13 protein-coding genes and 1 tRNA gene are annotated in these 14,970 nt (G+C 67.3%); 8 read left to right on the forward strand and 6 right to left on the reverse strand.

The features are described from left to right. Positions 1 to 10: 10 nt before the first annotated feature. Both CFB43_RS17260 and CFB43_RS17265 read left to right on the forward strand, forming a co-directional pair. Positions 11 to 86 (forward strand) — tRNA-Lys (locus CFB43_RS17260). Positions 87 to 273: 187 nt separating this feature from the next. Next, on the forward strand, positions 274 to 1,323 hold the full coding sequence (locus tag CFB43_RS17265) for a DUF3592 domain-containing protein (protein WP_089495857.1): 1,050 nt from the start codon (positions 274 to 276) through the stop codon (positions 1,321 to 1,323). Positions 1,324 to 1,377: 54 nt separating this feature from the next. On the opposite strand, the gene CFB43_RS17270 is transcribed toward CFB43_RS17265, so the two are convergent. Continuing rightward, a complete protein-coding gene (locus CFB43_RS17270) occupies positions 1,378 to 1,992 on the reverse strand; it encodes a CGNR zinc finger domain-containing protein (RefSeq protein ID WP_089495858.1) in 615 nt (204 codons plus the stop codon). An 81-nt stretch (positions 1,993 to 2,073) separates the two neighbouring features. Here CFB43_RS17270 and CFB43_RS17275 point away from each other — a divergent pair, with 81 nt between their 5' ends. Continuing rightward, complete coding sequence (locus CFB43_RS17275) at positions 2,074 to 2,889, forward strand: alpha/beta fold hydrolase (RefSeq protein WP_089495859.1); 816 nt, start codon at positions 2,074 to 2,076, stop codon at positions 2,887 to 2,889. 37 nt (positions 2,890 to 2,926) lie between these two features. On the opposite strand, the gene CFB43_RS17280 is transcribed toward CFB43_RS17275, so the two are convergent. From CFB43_RS17280 to phnA, 5 genes are all read right to left on the reverse strand, one after another. Next, on the reverse strand, positions 2,927 to 3,685 hold the full coding sequence (locus CFB43_RS17280) for an amino acid ABC transporter ATP-binding protein (RefSeq protein ID WP_089441285.1): 759 nt from the start codon (positions 3,683 to 3,685) through the stop codon (positions 2,927 to 2,929). Then, a complete protein-coding gene (locus tag CFB43_RS17285; RefSeq protein WP_089426605.1) occupies positions 3,682 to 4,362 on the reverse strand; it encodes an amino acid ABC transporter permease in 681 nt (226 codons plus the stop codon). Before CFB43_RS17285 ends, CFB43_RS17280 begins: the two co-directional genes overlap by 4 nt. Before the next feature lie 14 nt (positions 4,363 to 4,376). Further along, the gene (locus CFB43_RS17290; protein ID WP_089495907.1) at positions 4,377 to 5,159 is read right to left on the reverse strand and encodes an amino acid ABC transporter substrate-binding protein; all 783 of its coding nucleotides are present in this window, start codon (positions 5,157 to 5,159) and stop codon (positions 4,377 to 4,379) included. Positions 5,160 to 5,338: 179 nt separating this feature from the next. After that, a complete protein-coding gene (gene phnY / locus CFB43_RS17295) occupies positions 5,339 to 6,793 on the reverse strand; it encodes a phosphonoacetaldehyde dehydrogenase (RefSeq protein WP_089495860.1) in 1,455 nt (484 codons plus the stop codon). A 29-nt stretch (positions 6,794 to 6,822) separates the two neighbouring features. Then, positions 6,823 to 8,061 (reverse strand): phosphonoacetate hydrolase, encoded by a 1,239-nt coding sequence (gene phnA / locus CFB43_RS17300; RefSeq protein ID WP_047852694.1) that lies wholly within the window; start codon positions 8,059 to 8,061, stop codon positions 6,823 to 6,825. A 208-nt stretch (positions 8,062 to 8,269) separates the two neighbouring features. Between phnA and CFB43_RS17305 the strand changes: the two genes are divergently transcribed. The 5 genes from CFB43_RS17305 (at position 8,270) to CFB43_RS17325 (ending at position 14,902) form a co-directional block, all read left to right on the forward strand. Further along, entirely contained in the window at positions 8,270 to 9,325 is a 1,056-nt protein-coding gene (locus CFB43_RS17305; protein ID WP_089441287.1) for a putative 2-aminoethylphosphonate ABC transporter substrate-binding protein, read from the forward strand. A 97-nt stretch (positions 9,326 to 9,422) separates the two neighbouring features. Further along, the gene (locus CFB43_RS17310; RefSeq protein WP_060223952.1) at positions 9,423 to 10,514 is read left to right on the forward strand and encodes a putative 2-aminoethylphosphonate ABC transporter ATP-binding protein; all 1,092 of its coding nucleotides are present in this window, start codon (positions 9,423 to 9,425) and stop codon (positions 10,512 to 10,514) included. Further along, positions 10,511 to 12,238 carry a putative 2-aminoethylphosphonate ABC transporter permease subunit gene (locus CFB43_RS17315; protein WP_089495861.1) on the forward strand — a complete coding sequence of 576 codons (1,728 nt, stop codon included), beginning with the start codon at positions 10,511 to 10,513 and terminating at the stop codon, positions 12,236 to 12,238. Before CFB43_RS17310 ends, CFB43_RS17315 begins: the two co-directional genes overlap by 4 nt. Positions 12,239 to 12,286: 48 nt before the next feature. Further along, positions 12,287 to 13,417: a 2-aminoethylphosphonate--pyruvate transaminase gene (locus tag CFB43_RS17320; protein WP_089495862.1), complete on the forward strand. Its 1,131-nt coding sequence runs from the start codon at positions 12,287 to 12,289 to the stop codon at positions 13,415 to 13,417. A 96-nt stretch (positions 13,418 to 13,513) separates the two neighbouring features. After that, positions 13,514 to 14,902, forward strand: a complete 1,389-nt coding sequence (locus CFB43_RS17325; RefSeq protein ID WP_089495863.1) for an FAD-dependent oxidoreductase — start codon at positions 13,514 to 13,516, stop codon at positions 14,900 to 14,902. Positions 14,903 to 14,970 lie beyond the last annotated feature (68 nt).

The raw sequence follows: 14,970 nt of genomic DNA on the forward strand, positions 1-14,970 counted from the left end.
TCTTCTGTTGGGGGCGTTAGCTCAGTTGGTAGAGCAGCGGACTCTTAATCCGTAGGTCGAGTGTTCGAGTCACTCACGCCCCACCAGGAATTCCGAAGCCCGGTTAGCGAAAGCTAACCGGGCTTTTTCCTTTTCCGCCGTCGCACGCGCAGCGCGCGCCCTGTCGCAGTACGCCACCACACGCCCGCTCCGCATCGTTTCCGCTAGAATCGTCCGACAAATATCACACGACCGGCGCAGGCACTGCCGTTTGCCCGCCGGCACTGAGAGAACATGGGACGTCAGACATGGAAGCATGTAACCGAGACGCGACCATTCAGAGGGCCTGGTTGCGCCGATATCGGCGAGTCCGTCGGGACACGCCGTTCCCAAGATCACACCGGCATCCGCAGTGCGACGCACGAACCGGATCCGGCCATGCCGGGTAAGGACGCGCTCGTCGCGCTGGCGCTCGGCGTCGTACTGCTCGTACTGGCAGGCGTAATCGCCGTCACGGCCGGCCAGGCGACCGGCCACCTCGTGCGCACGCCGGGCACGGTCGTCCGTATCGTGCAGGACAGCGACGCGATGCGCGCGTACCGGCCGATCGTCGCGTATCTCGCGAACGACGGCCAGCGCCGCGAGGTCGCCGGCAATACCGCGTCGACCATCCCCGCCTACGACATCGGCGAGAACGTCGACGTCCTGCTCGATCCCGTCCATCCCGAGCGCCCCGCGCTGATCGACGACTTCGCGCAACGCTGGTTTCCGGCGGCGGTGGCGGCGCTGCTCGCCGTCGCGTCGTTCGCGATCGGCGCCCTGCTGATCGCCGGCAAGCGCCACCGCATGCAATCCGATGCGCCGCCCACCCGCGCCGAGCGCAAGCAGGCGCGACGCCGCTGGGATATCGCGATCGTGCTGATTCCGATCACGATCGGCACGGGCTTCATTGCGGGTGCCGGTGCGGCCGGCCTGCGTCAGTGGCAGATCGCCCACCACTACGCGCGCTCGACCGGCCACGTCGTCGAGATCGCAAAAAATGCACGGTCAGCCCGCTCGCGCACGTCGCTGTATTCGGCGATCGTCGCCTTCACGACCGACAGCGGACGCCAGATCACGTTCGCCCAGGGCGCGGCGGCGTCGCATCCGGGCCTGCAGGAAGGCGAAGCGGTCAACGTGCTGTACGACCCCGTCACCCCCGAGCGCGCGGTCGTCGACCGCTTCTGGGATCGCTGGGGCCTCACGGCCATCCTGCTCGCAATCGGGGCGCCGTTCCTCGCGGCCGGGCTGTTCGTCGCCGCGACGCTGTGGCCGGACCATCGGTCGCACGAAGTCGCCCCATGACGCTCGCGCGCCGGCCGCGCATCGCCTGCCACGACAACCGGTACGGCGCGCGCGTCACCGCTCCCTGAACGCCTCCACCTTCGCGCGGTTCCCGCACGTGCGCATGTCGCACCAGCGGCGCCCGACGCCACGGCCGCGATCGACGAAGAACCACGTGCACCGGCCGCACTGCCTCACCCGTGCGAAATCGTCGCTGCGCAGCAGTTGCTCGAAGCCGAGTGCGGCCGCGTCGACCCAGCGCGACGCGGCGCGCGCGTCGGGCCGCCACGCGAACCGGCCGTCGACCGCATCGAACGCGCTGCGCCCGATCGCCTCGCGAATCGCGACGGCGAGCCGGTCCGCCGCGCGCGCGCCGGCCGTGCCGCCGCCTCCGGCCGTCAGGTGCGAGATCGCCGTGTAGGCATCCTCGCGAAAGCGATGCAGCGCCGCCAGCGCGTCCGCGTCGTCCTGCCGCGCATGACGCAGCAGCAGCGCCAGATCGGCCGGCGCCAGCAGCCCCGATCGCTCCGCCCACGCATGCACGGCCGGCCAGTCGACGAGCTTGTCCGCGTCGCGCGTCTTGCCCGTATCGGCCACCGTGTTGAGGAAATCGAGCGCCGGATGGCCGCCGACGAAATCGCCTGAACCCCATGCGTGCGCGGCCCGCGCGGGCTCGTGTCGAGTAACCATTTATTTTCACCTATCGGTTTCACATCCAGGCAATCCGGAGTAACCTGTTAACAACCAAAACAGGTTAGCACGGAGATGCCGATGCTCGAACTCGCCAATCGCTTCATTTTCGAAGGCCACCGGATTGCCTGGGGAACGATCGGCGAAGGCCCGCCGCTCGTGCTCGTGCACGGCACGCCGTTTTCGTCGCAGGTGTGGCGCCGGATCGCACCGTGGCTCGCGCGGCGTCATCGCGTGTTCTTCTACGACCTGCTCGGTTACGGTCAGTCCGACATGCCGGACGCGGACGTGTCGCTCGGCCGCCAGAACCGGCTGTTCGGCGCGCTGCTCGACGAGTGGAACATCTCACGCCCCCGCGTACTTGCTCACGACTACGGCGGCGCAACCGTGCTGCGCGCGCACTTCCTCGACGGCGTCGCCTACGCGGATCTCACGCTCGTGAATCCGGTCGCAATCGCACCGCAGGGTTCGCCGTTCGTGCGTCATGTCGCGCAGCACGAAGCCGCATTCACCGGACTGCCTGCGTATGCGCATCACGCGCTCGTGTCGGCGTATCTCGGCAATGCCGTCGCGCGGCCGCTGAGCGACGACGCGCTGTCGATCTACCGCGCACCGTGGCTCACGCCCGACGGTCAGGCCGCCTTCTATCGCCAGATCGCGCAGATGCGCCAGCGCTACATCGAGGAAGCCGAGGCGCGTTACGCGCCGCCGGACTTTCCGGTGCGTATCGTGTGGGGCGAGGACGACGCGTGGATTCCGCTCGAACAGGGGCAGGCGCTCGCCGATCGCATCGCGAACGGCCGGCTGATCAGGGTGCCGCGCGCGGGCCACCTGGTGCAGGAAGATGCGCCGGAGGCGATCGTCGCGGCGGTGCTCGACGCATCCGGGCAAGATTGACGCCCGCTGTCGCGCATGTCGCATGTCGCGTGCTGCGTCAGAACACCGGCACGCCCTGCGCGAGCGTCGAGATGAACTTCGCGGTGCGCGGATCGCGCGGGTCGCCGAACAGGTCGCGCGACGCACCGGCTTCGACGATACGGCCTTCCGCGAGAAACACCGCGTCGTGTGCAATCGACGCGGCCAGGCGCAGGTCGTGCGTCGCCATCAGCATCGTCGTGCCTTCCCGTGCGAGCTGGCGCAGCACCTCGACCACTTCGACGGACAGTTCCGGATCGAGCGCCGACGTCGGCTCGTCGCACAACAGCACCTGCGGCGACGGTGCGAGCGCACGCGCGATCGCGACGCGTTGCTGCTGGCCGCCCGACAGCGTGCCGGGCCACGCGTCGGCCTTGTCCGCGATGCCGACCTTCTCGAGCAGCGCGAGCGCGCGTTCGCGGGCTCGCTCGCGCGGCCAGCGCTGCACGGTGACGAGCCCTTCCATCACGTTCTGCACGACACTCAGGTGCGGAAACAGCTGGAAGTTCTGGAACACCATGCCGGTCTGGCGGCGCACCGCGAACACGGCGTCGCGCGCCGGCCGCTGCGCCGGCGAAAAGTCGATGCGGGCGTCGCCGACCGTCAGCGTGCCCGCCTCGGGCACCTCGAGCAGGTTCACGCAACGCAGCAGCGTGCTCTTGCCGCTGCCGGACGGCCCGATCAGCGCCGTCACGCTGCCGGGCTGCAATGCGAGGTCGATTCCCTGCAGCACACGATGCGTGCCGAACGACTTGTCGATGCGTTCGAGCCTGATCATCGCAGTTCCGCCTGGAACAGCGCATGACGGCCGAAGCGGATTTCGAGGCGACGCTGCAGCGTGGACAGCACCGAACTGAGCAGCAGATAGACCAGCGCGGCTTCCGTATAGAGAATCATCGGCTCGTAGGTCACGGCCGCGATCCGCTGCGCGGCCTGGAAGATCTCCGGCACGGTCAGCACGGCCGCGAGCGACGTGTCCTTCACGAGCGAAATGAATGAATTCGACAGCGCCGGCAGCGCAACGCGCGCGGCCTGCGGCAGGATCGCGCGGCGCAGCGCCTGCGGGCGCGTCATCGCCATCGAGTACGCGGCTTCCCACTGCCCCTTCGGAATCGATTCGATCACGCCGCGGATCACCTCGGCGTTGTACGCGCCGACGTTCAGCGAGAAGCCGATCACCGCGGCCGTCAGCGGATCGAGCACGATGCCGACGCTCGGCAAACCGTAGAAGATCACGAACAGCTGCACGAGCAGCGGCGAACCGCGAAACAGCCAGATGTAGAAACGCACGGCGGCCTGCGCCCAGCGCGGCCCGAACAGCCGCGTGAGCGCCGCGCCGAAGGCGAGCAACAGGCCGATCGCGAACGACGCGAGCGTGAGCGGTACCGTGAACACGAGCCCCGCGACGAGCAGGGGCCGCAGCGATTCCGCCATCAGGTGAAGCCAGGCCGGCATCGTTCAGCCTCGCGTCACGGTTGCGACACGTCGCGGCCGAAATACTTCTGCGAGATCTTCGCGTAGGTGCCGTCGGCCTTGATGTCCGCGAGCGCCTTGTCGATCGCGGCCACCAGCGCGGGGCTGCCCTTGCGCAGCAGCACGCCCGATGCGTCGCTCGCGCCGCCCGTGTCGGTCGCCGCGATCTTCAGTTTCGCGTCCGGCTTGTGCTTGCGGAAATCGAGGTACGACAGCGAATCGTTGATCGTCGCATCGACGCGCCCCGAGCTCAGCAGGTCGATCGATTCGTTGAAGCCCTGCACGGGCACGACGTCCGCGCCGTGCGCGGCCGCGAGCTTGCCGAAATTGCTGGTCAGCGTGTTCGCGGATTTCTTGCCCTTGAGGTCGTCGAACGAGCGGATCGTCGTGTTGTCGGCGCGCACGATCAGCACCGCGCGCGACGTGATGTACGGCGTCGAGAAATCGTATTTCGCCTTGCGCGCGTCGGTGATCGACACTTCGTTGACGACCGCGTCGTAGCGGTTCACGTCGAGGCCGGCGATCAGCCCGTCCCACTTGCCTTCGACGAACTGCGGCTTCACGCCGAGGCGCTGCGCGATCGCGGTCGCGATGTCGACGTCGAAGCCCGTCAGCTTGCCGGTTTCGTCGTGGTACGTGAACGGCGCGTACGTGCCTTCGGTCCCGACCCGGAACACGCCGGACGACTTGATCTGCGACAGGTCGTCGGCGGCGAGTGCGCTCGTGACCGAAATGGCCTGCAGCATGGCGACGACCAGGATGGAGCGAAGGAATTTCATGGTGCGGACCCCGAATGATTGGAGGGAATGATCCCGCGGCACACGCATGCCGTTCGAGAGGTCCGCGAATTCTACCGACGCGTCGATGCGCGGCAAAAACGCAAATCGGCTATCGATATGAGCCGATAGAATAACGCGCGCACCGGCCGCGAAACCGGTGCGCGCGGCTTACACGTCACTTACCACGGCAGCGAATACGTCTTCGTATTCGTGAAGCTCTTCATCGCTTCCTGCACGCCTTCCTTGTAACCGAGCCCCGAATCCTTCACGCCGCCGAACGGCGTCAGCTCGAGCCGGTAGCCCGGCACCTCGCGCACATTCACGCTGCCGACTTCCAGCTCGGTGATGAAGCGCGTGATGTGGTCGAAGCGGTTCGTGCAGACCGACGACGACAGCGCATAGTCGGTGCTGTTCGACATCCGGATCGCGTCGTCGATGTCGCGAAAGCGCATGATCGGTGACACGGGGCCGAAGGTTTCGTACTTCACGAGCGGCATGTCGGGTGTCACGCGATCGATCACCGTCGGCGAATACAGCGCGCCGCTGCGGACGTTGCCGACCAGCAGCCGCGCACCGCGTGCGATCGCGTCATTCACCTGCTGCTCGCAGAACTTCGCGGCCGCTTCGTCGATCACCGTGCCCATGTCCACCGACGGATCGGACGGATTGCCGTACGACCACGCCTTCGTTTTCTCGACCACCAGTTCCGTGAAGCGATCGGCCACCGACTCGTGCACGAGCATCCGCTTGATCGCCGTGCAGCGCTGCCCCGAGTTTTTATACGAACCCGACACCGCGAGCGTGCTCGCTTCGTCGAGATCGGCGTCTTCCATCACGATGATCGGATCGTTGCCGCCGAGTTCCAGCACCGCGCGCCGGTAGCCCATCCGCGACGCAATCGACTTGCCGATCGATACGCCGCCCGTGAACGTGATGAGATCGATCGCCGGGTTCGTGATCAGCTCGTCGGCAATCTCCTTCGGGTCGCCGGTGAGCACTTGCAGCATCTGCGGCGGCAGGCCCGCTTCGTACAGGATGTCCGCGAACAGGTAGCACGACAGCGGCACCTTCTCCGACGGCTTCACGACGATCCGGTTGTTGGTGGCCACCGACGGCACGATCTTGTGCGCGACCTGATTCATCGGGTGATTGAACGGCGTGATCGCCGAGATCACGCCGAGCAGCGGGTCGCGCTGCGTGTACACGCGGCGCTTCTTGCCGTGCGGTGTCAGGTCGCACGAGAAGATCTGCCCGTCGTCCTTCAGCACTTCCCCGGCACCGAACGTCAGCACGTCGGCCACGCGGCCGGCTTCGTACGTCGAATCCTTGATGCACAAGCCGGCCTCGGCCGTGATCAGCGCCGCGATCTCGGCAGTGCGCGAGCGCACGATGTCGGCCGCGCGGCGCAGGATCGCCGCGCGATCGTGGCGCGTCAGCGTCGGCCGGTAGGCACGTGCGGCGGCAAACGCGCGCCGCACGTCGTCCAGCGTCGCCTTCGGCACGGTGCCGACCAGCGCGCCGTCGTACGGGTTGCGCACTTCGATTACCGCGTCCCGATGAATCCGTTCCCCATCGATTCGCAGTGCTTCGCGACGAATCTCGCGGACGTCCGTCGATGCTGCAATGGCGTTCATGAGTGTGTCCCCTTACGGATGCGTGCGCATCACTGCAGATGGTTGAGCGCGATGTCGATGATGTCGAAGTTGCGCAGCCGCGCGCGGCCCGAGACGTCGCCGGCGACCGGCTTGCTGAAGATCAGCGGCACGATCTGCTCCGAGATCCCGCCGTGCGAGCGCAGCGGCACGTCGAGACCCGACAGGTCGTGCTTGATGCGGCGCGTGCCGAGCACGACGTCCTGCTTCGAGATCACGATCAGGTCGCCCATCCGCGCCGGCGGCAGCTCGAAGCGCGCGCAACCCTCGGCGCCCGTGAGCACGACCTCGATGCCGTCGACCGCGGCGAGCCGTGCGCGCAGCGCTTCGGCGTCGGCCGTCGCCGGCACGTAGACGGTCGCGAACGAGCCGAGCGCGCCGTGGTGCACGACGTACGGATCGGTGATCGGCAGGATCACGCGCGCCGCATCCTCGCCGAGCCACTCGTCGAACAGCTCCTGCAGGTAGATCACGTTCGGCTCGCCGGTTTCGTCGTCGTGCTTCGCATTCATTCCGTGGTCGGCCGTGATCGCGACGATCGCGCCGAGCGCGTCGAGACGCTGCAGGTAGGTGTCCATCATTGCGTAGAACGCGTTCGCGCCTTCCGTGCCGGGCGCGCACTTGTGCTGCACGTAGTCGGTGGTCGACAGGTACATCAGGTCGATCGGGCGCGTCTCGAGCAGGCGCACGCCGGCCGCGAACACGAATTCCGAGAGATCCGCGCTGTACACGCTCGGCACCGGCTTGCCGACCAGCTCGAGCACGTTGTCGATGCCGTTTTCCTCGATGCTCGCCTCATCGGCCTTTTCCGACGAGAAGCAGATGCCCTTCAGCCCCTTGCCGAGCAGGCGGCGCAGCTTGTCCTTCGCAGTGACGACCGCGACTTTCGCACCCTGCTCCGCGAAGGTCGCGAGCACCGTCGGTGCGACCAGGTACTTCGGATCGTTCATCAGCACTTCGGCGCCGGTGTCGCGATCGTAGAAGTAGTTGCCGCTTATCCCATGCACCGCCGGCGGCACGCCTGTCACGATCGACAGGTTGTTCGGGTTCGTGAAGCTCGGCACCACGCACTCGCCCTTGAGCGCCGTGCCCGGCTTCAGCAGCGTGCGCAGGAACGGCGCGACGCCGGCCTCGGCCGCTTCTTCCAGATATTCGTATGCGCAGCCATCGACGCAGACGACCACCACGGGCCGGCTCATCCAGTTGTAGCGGCGGCCGTTCACTTCCACGGATACAGGCGTTTCATTCATGACGTTCATTCCTTTCAGGTCGAAGGGGTGAGCCGTCGGCGCCCGCGCCGCGCCGAAGGGAGGTGTTTTCCATGCTTGACATTAAAATTGATGATTTGTAGATTGTCAACAACATGCAGAGAACAGAAAGCAAAACAACGGTGCAGCAAGAGGGCTGGTCTCCACTCATCCGCCGCGTGCCGCGGCGCCACAGTCAAGGGGTCTGAAGATGAACGAAGTGCCGGTAAACAAGCGTTTGAACGCATGGGCGGCGGGCGCGGCCCGCTTCGCGCTGGCCGCAGCGGTCGCGCTCGGCGCGGTGCAGGCGGCGCACGCGAAGACGTCGCTGCTCGTCTACACCGCGCTGGAAGACGAGGCGATGAAGCCCTACAAGGACGCGTTCGAGAAAGCGAACCCCGATATCGAGATCCGCTGGGTGCGCGACTCGACCGGCTCGGTCACCGCGAAGCTGCTCGCGGAGAAGAACAACCCGCGCGCGGACGTCGTGCTCGGCCTCGCCGCGTCGAGCCTCACGCTGCTCGACCTGCAGGGCATGCTGATGCCCTACACGCCGAAGGACTTCGACCAGCTCACGCGCAAGTACAGCGACGCAAACACGCCGCCGCACTGGGTCGGCATGGACGTATGGGGCGCGACGATCTGCTACAACCGCGTCGCCGCGCAGGCGAAGGGGATTCCGAAGCCGACGTCGTGGGAAGACCTGACGAAGCCCGTCTATAAAGGCGCGATCGTGATGCCGAGCCCGGTTTCGTCCGGCACCGGCTACCTCGACGTGACCGCGTGGCTGCAGACCTTCGGCGACGACAAAGGCTGGAAATTCATGGACGCGCTCGACAAGAACGTCGCGCAGTACGTGCACTCGGGCTCGAAGCCGTGCACGCTCGCCGGCACCGGCGAATTCCCGATCGGCATCTCGTTCGAGTTCCGCGGCCACGAACTGCAGTCGCAGGGCGCGCCGATCGATCTCGTGTTCCCGAAGGAAGGGCTCGGCTGGGACATGGAAGGCACCGCGATCATGAAGACGACGAAGCAGCCCGACGCCGCGAAGAAGCTCGCCGACTTCATGGCGAGCAAGGAGGCGAACCAGATCACCGCGCGCTGGTGGGCGATCGTCGCGTACCCGGGAGTCGCGCGCAAGCTCGCCGGCATCCCCGACAACTACTCGGACCTGCTCGTGAAGAACGACTTCGTATGGTCGGCGAAGAACCGCCAGTCGATTCTCGATACATGGCAGAAGCGCTACGGCGCGAAAGCGCAGCAGTAACGTCGCGACCCGCCGCGGGGCCGCGCCGCGCGCCGCCCCGCGCCACCCTTTCCATCGTCGAATCCGGCCCCCGGGCCGCCCCAGCATGGAGGCGCGCATGGCACCTTATCTGAGCGTAGAACGCATCGAGAAGCGGTACAACGACACGCAGGTTCTCACCGACATCAACCTGAGCGTGATGAAGGGCGAAATGATCTGCTTCCTGGGGCCGTCCGGCTGCGGGAAGACCACGCTGCTGCGGATCATCGCGGGGCTCGAGACGCAGAACGCCGGCCACATCATGCAGGACGGCCGCGACATCTCGCGGCTGCCGCCGCAACTGCGCGACTACGGGATCGTGTTCCAGTCGTACGCGCTGTTCCCGAACCTCACCGTGTACGACAACGTCGCGTACGGGCTCGTGAACCGCAAGATGAAGCGCGACGCGATCCACGAGCGCGTGCATACGCTGCTCGCGCTGGTCGGCCTGCCCGACAGCCATCGCAAGCATCCGGGCCAGCTGTCCGGCGGCCAGCAGCAGCGCATCGCGCTGGCACGCGCGCTCGCCACCTCCCCCGGCCTGCTGCTGCTCGACGAGCCGCTGTCGGCACTCGACGCGCGGGTGCGCGTGCGGCTGCGCCAGGAGATCCGCGCGCTGCAGCAGCGGCTCGGCGTGACGACGATCATGGTCACGCACGATCAGGAAGAAGCGCTGTCGATGGCCGACCGCATCGTCGTGATGAACCACGGCGTGATCGAGCAGATCGGCACGCCGCTCGAAATCTACCGGCAGCCGGCGTCGCCGTTCGTCGCGGACTTCATCGGCCGCGTCAACACGATTCCCGCCGAAGTCGCGCAGGACGGCACGCTGCGCGCGGGCGCGGTCGGCCTCGACTGTCGCCATGGCACGGCACGCCCGGCGCAAGGCGCGGCGGTGTCGGTCTACGTGCGGCCCGAGGACCTGCGCATCCGCGTGCCGGGCGAGACGGCCGACAACGTGCTGGCCGGCCGCGTCGAGAAGCTCGAATTCCTCGGCGCGTTCTGCCGCGTGAGCTTCCGGATCGACGGGCTCGACGGCCAGGAGATCGTCGCCGATCTGTCGTATCACGATGTCGACCGCACCGGCGTGCAGGCCGGCGCGCGCATCGACCTCGCGCTCGATCGCGAGCATGTCCGCGTGTTCCCGAGCGCGAAGGAGCGACTGCAATGAGCACCGTCCTGACCGAGCGCCGCCGCAGCGCCTCCGCCCCCGCCGACGTGCGGCAGATCACGCACTGGCACGACCGCATCGCGCAGCTCGCGCTCGTCGCGATGGCCGCGCTGATGTCGATGTTCCTGCTGCTGCCGCTCGCGCTCGTCGTGCAGAAATGCTTCGTCGATGCGGACGGACGCTTCGTCGGCGCGCACAACTTCGTCGCGTATCTCGAGGACAGCGGCGTGCTGCGCTCGATGCTGCATTCGCTGACGGTCGGCGCCCTCGTCACGTCGATCGTCGTGCCGATGGCGTTCACGTTCGCTTACGCACTGACCCGCTCGTGCATGCCGCTGAAGAACGCGGCGCGCACGATCGCGCTGCTGCCGCTGCTCGCGCCGACGCTGCTGTCCGCGGTGTCGTTCATCTACTGGTTCGGCAACGCGGGGCTGCTCAAGCCGCTGCTGCACGGCCATTCGATCTACGGGCTGCCGGGCATCGTGCTGAGCATGGTGTATGCGTCGTTCCCGCACGTGCTGATGATCCTCGTCACCGCGCTGTCGCTGGCCGACGGCCGGCTCTACGAGGCCGCCGACGCGATGGGCACGAGCCGCATCCGCAAGTTCTTCACGATCACGCTGCCGGGTGCGAAGTACGGCTTGATCAGCGCGACGATGGTGGCGTTCACGATGTGCATCAACGACTTCGGCGTGCCGGTCGTGATCGGCGGTTCGTACAACGTGCTGTCGACCGACATCTACAAGCTGATCATCGGCCTGCAGGATTTCAACCGCAGCGCGGTCGTGAGCCTGATGCTGCTGTGCCCGGCGCTCGTCGCGTTCGGCGTCGACTTCTTCATCCGTCGCCGCCAGCAGTCGCAGCTCGGCGCGCGCTCGACGCCGTACCAGCCGAAGTCGTCGCGCGGCTTCGACGCCGCGATGCTCGCATACTGCGGCATCGTGTGCGCGTTCTTCATCGCGGTGGTCGGCATCTCGGTGTTCGCGTCGTTCGTGAAGTTCTGGCCGTACCAAATGACGCTCGGGCTGCAGCACTACGAGATGGGGCTGATCGGCGCCGGCATCTTCGACGCGTACAAGAACAGCCTGCGGATGGCCGCGACCGTGGCGCTCGGCGGCACGATCGTCGTGTTCGGCGGCGCCTACCTGATCGAGAAGACACGCGGCGCGCGCTGGCTGCGCGGCTTCATCGCGCTGTGCGCGATCCTGCCGATGGGCGTGCCGGGGCTCGTGCTCGGCATCAGCTACATCTTCCTGTTCAACGCGCCCGGCAATCCGCTGAACGGGCTGTACGGGTCGCTGTGGCTGCTCGCGATCGTCACGGTGGTGCACTACTACGCGTCGAGCCACCTGACCGCCGTCACCGCGCTCCGGCAGATCGACAGCGAGTTCGAGGCCGTGTCCGCGTCGCTGAAGGTGCCGTTCTACAAGACCTTCGTGCGCGTGACCGTACCCGTGTGCCTGCCGGCGATCCTGCTGATCGCCCGCTACCTGTTCGTCAACGGGATGACGACGGTCTCGGCCGTCGCGTTCCTCTACTCGCCCGACACGCAGCCCGCATCGGTCGCGATCCTGAACCTCGACGACGCGGGCCAGATGGGCCCGGCCGCCGCGATGGCCACGCTCGTGCTCGCAACCTCGTCGTTCGCGTGCGTGCTGTTCGCATGCATCTCGCATCGACTGTTGCGCCGTACGCAGGCCTGGCGCAATCCGCATCGCCGTTGATTCTTTGACCGTATTCACGTGACGTCCCGACTTCATCAAGGAGACACCATGACGCTCGCCGCCCAGCCCATCCTGCTCACCCCTGGCCCCCTGACGACCTCCGACACCACGCGCGACGCAATGCTGCGCGACTGGGGATCGTGGGACAGCGACTTCAACGCGATCACCGCGCGCTTGCGCGAACGCCTGCTGCAGATCGTGCACGGCGAAGGCACGCACGAATGCGTGCCGCTGCAAGGCAGCGGCACGTTCTCGGTCGAAGCGGCCCTCGGCACGCTCGTGCCGCGTGACGGCCACGTGCTCGTGCCGAACAACGGCGCGTACTGCCAGCGCATCGCGAAGATCTGCCGCGTGCTCGGCCGCCAGCTGACGACGATCGACTACAGCGAGGATCGCCGCGTCGATCCGGCCGACGTCGAGCGCGCGCTCGCCGAAGATCCGACCATCACGCACGTCGCGCTCGTGCACTGCGAAACGGGCGCCGGCGTGCTGAACCCGCTGCACGACATCGCGCAGGTCGTCGCGAAGCACGGCCGCGCGCTGATCGTCGACGCGATGAGCTCGTTCGGCGCGATCGACATCGATGCACGCACGACGCCGTTCGACGCGGTGATCGCCGCATCCGGCAAATGCCTCGAAGGCGTGCCGGGGCTCGGCTTCGTGATCGCGAAGCGCAGTGCGCTCGAACGCTGCGAAGGCAACAGCCACTCGCTCGCGATGGACCTGTACGACCAGTGGGTCTACATGCAGCGCACGACGCAGTGGCGCTTCACGCCGCCGACGCACGTGGTCGCGGCACTCGACGCCGCCGTCGCGCAATACGTCGACGAAGGCGGGCTCGCGGCACGCGGCGGCCGCTACCAGCGCAACTATCGCGCGCTGATCGACGGGATGCTCGCGCTCGGCTTCCGGCCGTTCCTCGATCCGGCGATCCAGGCGCCGATCATCGTCACGTTCCACGCGCCGGACGATCCGAACTACGATTTCAAGCGGTTCTACCAGGAGGTCAAGCAGCGCGGCTACATCCTGTATCCGGGCAAGCTGACCGAGGTCGAGACGTTCCGGGTCGGCTGCATCGGCCACTTCGGCGAAGCCGGCATTCCGGGCGCCGTCGCCGCGATCGCCGACACGCTGAAGGCGATGGGCGTGCGTCGCGTGTCGGCGGAAGCGGCAGCGTGACGTGACGTGATGTAACCCGCCGCATGCACGTTCGCATGCGGCGGCCGTCATTTTTTCGGGCCGCGCGCGGCGCGCCCCTTTTCGACGAACCCTCCCATGCGACCCTTCTGGATCGAACAAGCGCTGTTCAACGACGGCGATCTCGCCCCCGCGCTGCAAGGTGCGACGCAGGCCGACGTGTGCATCGTCGGCGGCGGCTTCACCGGGCTCTGGACCGCGATCCAGGCAAAGCAGCAGAACCCCGCGCTCGACATCGCGATCGTCGAGGCCGACCTGTGCGGCGCCGGCGCGAGCGGCCGCAACGGCGGCTGCCTGCTCACGTGGTCCGCGAAGTTCCTGACGCTGCGGCGGCTGTTCGGCGAAGCCGAGGCGATCCGGCTCGTGAAGGCCTCCGAAGCGGCCGTGCAGCACATCGCCGATTTCTGCCGCGCGCACGCCATCGATGCCGAGCTGCGGCTCGACGGCACGCTGTACACCGCGACGTCGCGTGCGCAGGTCGGCACGCTCGCGCCGGTGCTCGACGCGCTCGCCGCGTGCGGCATCCACAGCTACGAACCGCTGCCGCCTGCCGAAGTCGCGCGCCGCTCGGGGTCCGCCCGCAATCTCGACGGCGTCTACTCGCCGATCGCCGCGACCGTGCATCCCGGCAAGCTCGTGCGCGGGCTGCGCCGCGTCGCGCTCGCGATGGGCATCCGGATCTACGAGCGCACGCCGATGCTCGACTTCACGCCCGGGCAGCCGGCCGTCGTGCGCACGCCGTCCGGCACCGTGCGCGCGGGCAAGCTCGTGTTCGCGATCAACGCGTGGATGGCGAGCCGCTTCCCGCAGTTCGAACGGACGATCGCGGTCGTGTCGAGCGACATGGTCATCACCGAGAAATGCCCCGAGCTGCTCGAAAAGACCGGGCTCGTGGACGGCGTGTCGGTGCTCGATTCGCGGATCTTCGTCTACTACTACCGCACCACCGCCGACGGGCGGCTGATGCTCGGCAAGGGCGGCAACACGTTCTCGTGGCGCAGCCGCATCGCACCCGTGTTCGACCGGCGCTCGCCGTACGAGGCGCAACTCACGCAGAGCCTGCGCGAGTTCTTTCCGTCGCTCGCGGGCGTGCCGGTCACCGCGTGCTGGAACGGGCCGTCGGATCGCTCCGTCACCGGCTTCCCGTTCTTCGGCCGCCTCGACGACGCGCCGAACGTGTTCTACGGCTTCGGCTACTCGGGCAACGGCGTGGGGCCGACCTACATGGGCGGGCAGATCCTGTCGTCGCTCGTGCTCGGCCTCGACAACGCATGGACGCGCAGCCCGATCGTGCGCGGCCCGCTGGGTCATTTCCCGCCGGAGCCGATCCGCTATGTCGGCGCGCACGTCGTGCGCAATGCGATCCGGCGCAAGGAGCGCGCGGAGGACGAGAGCCGGCCGCCGGCAGTTGTCGACAGGTGGCTCGCGAAATTCGCGAGCGCGGCCGGGAAGGCCGACAAGGAGTGACGATGCGTTGACTTGCGGGACTTGAATGACCCGAAGCTGCAATGAAAAAGGGACGCTGCGAAGCGTCC

The sequence above is a fragment of the Burkholderia sp. AU15512 genome (genome assembly GCF_002223325.1).
Taxonomy (GTDB): domain Bacteria; phylum Pseudomonadota; class Gammaproteobacteria; order Burkholderiales; family Burkholderiaceae; genus Burkholderia.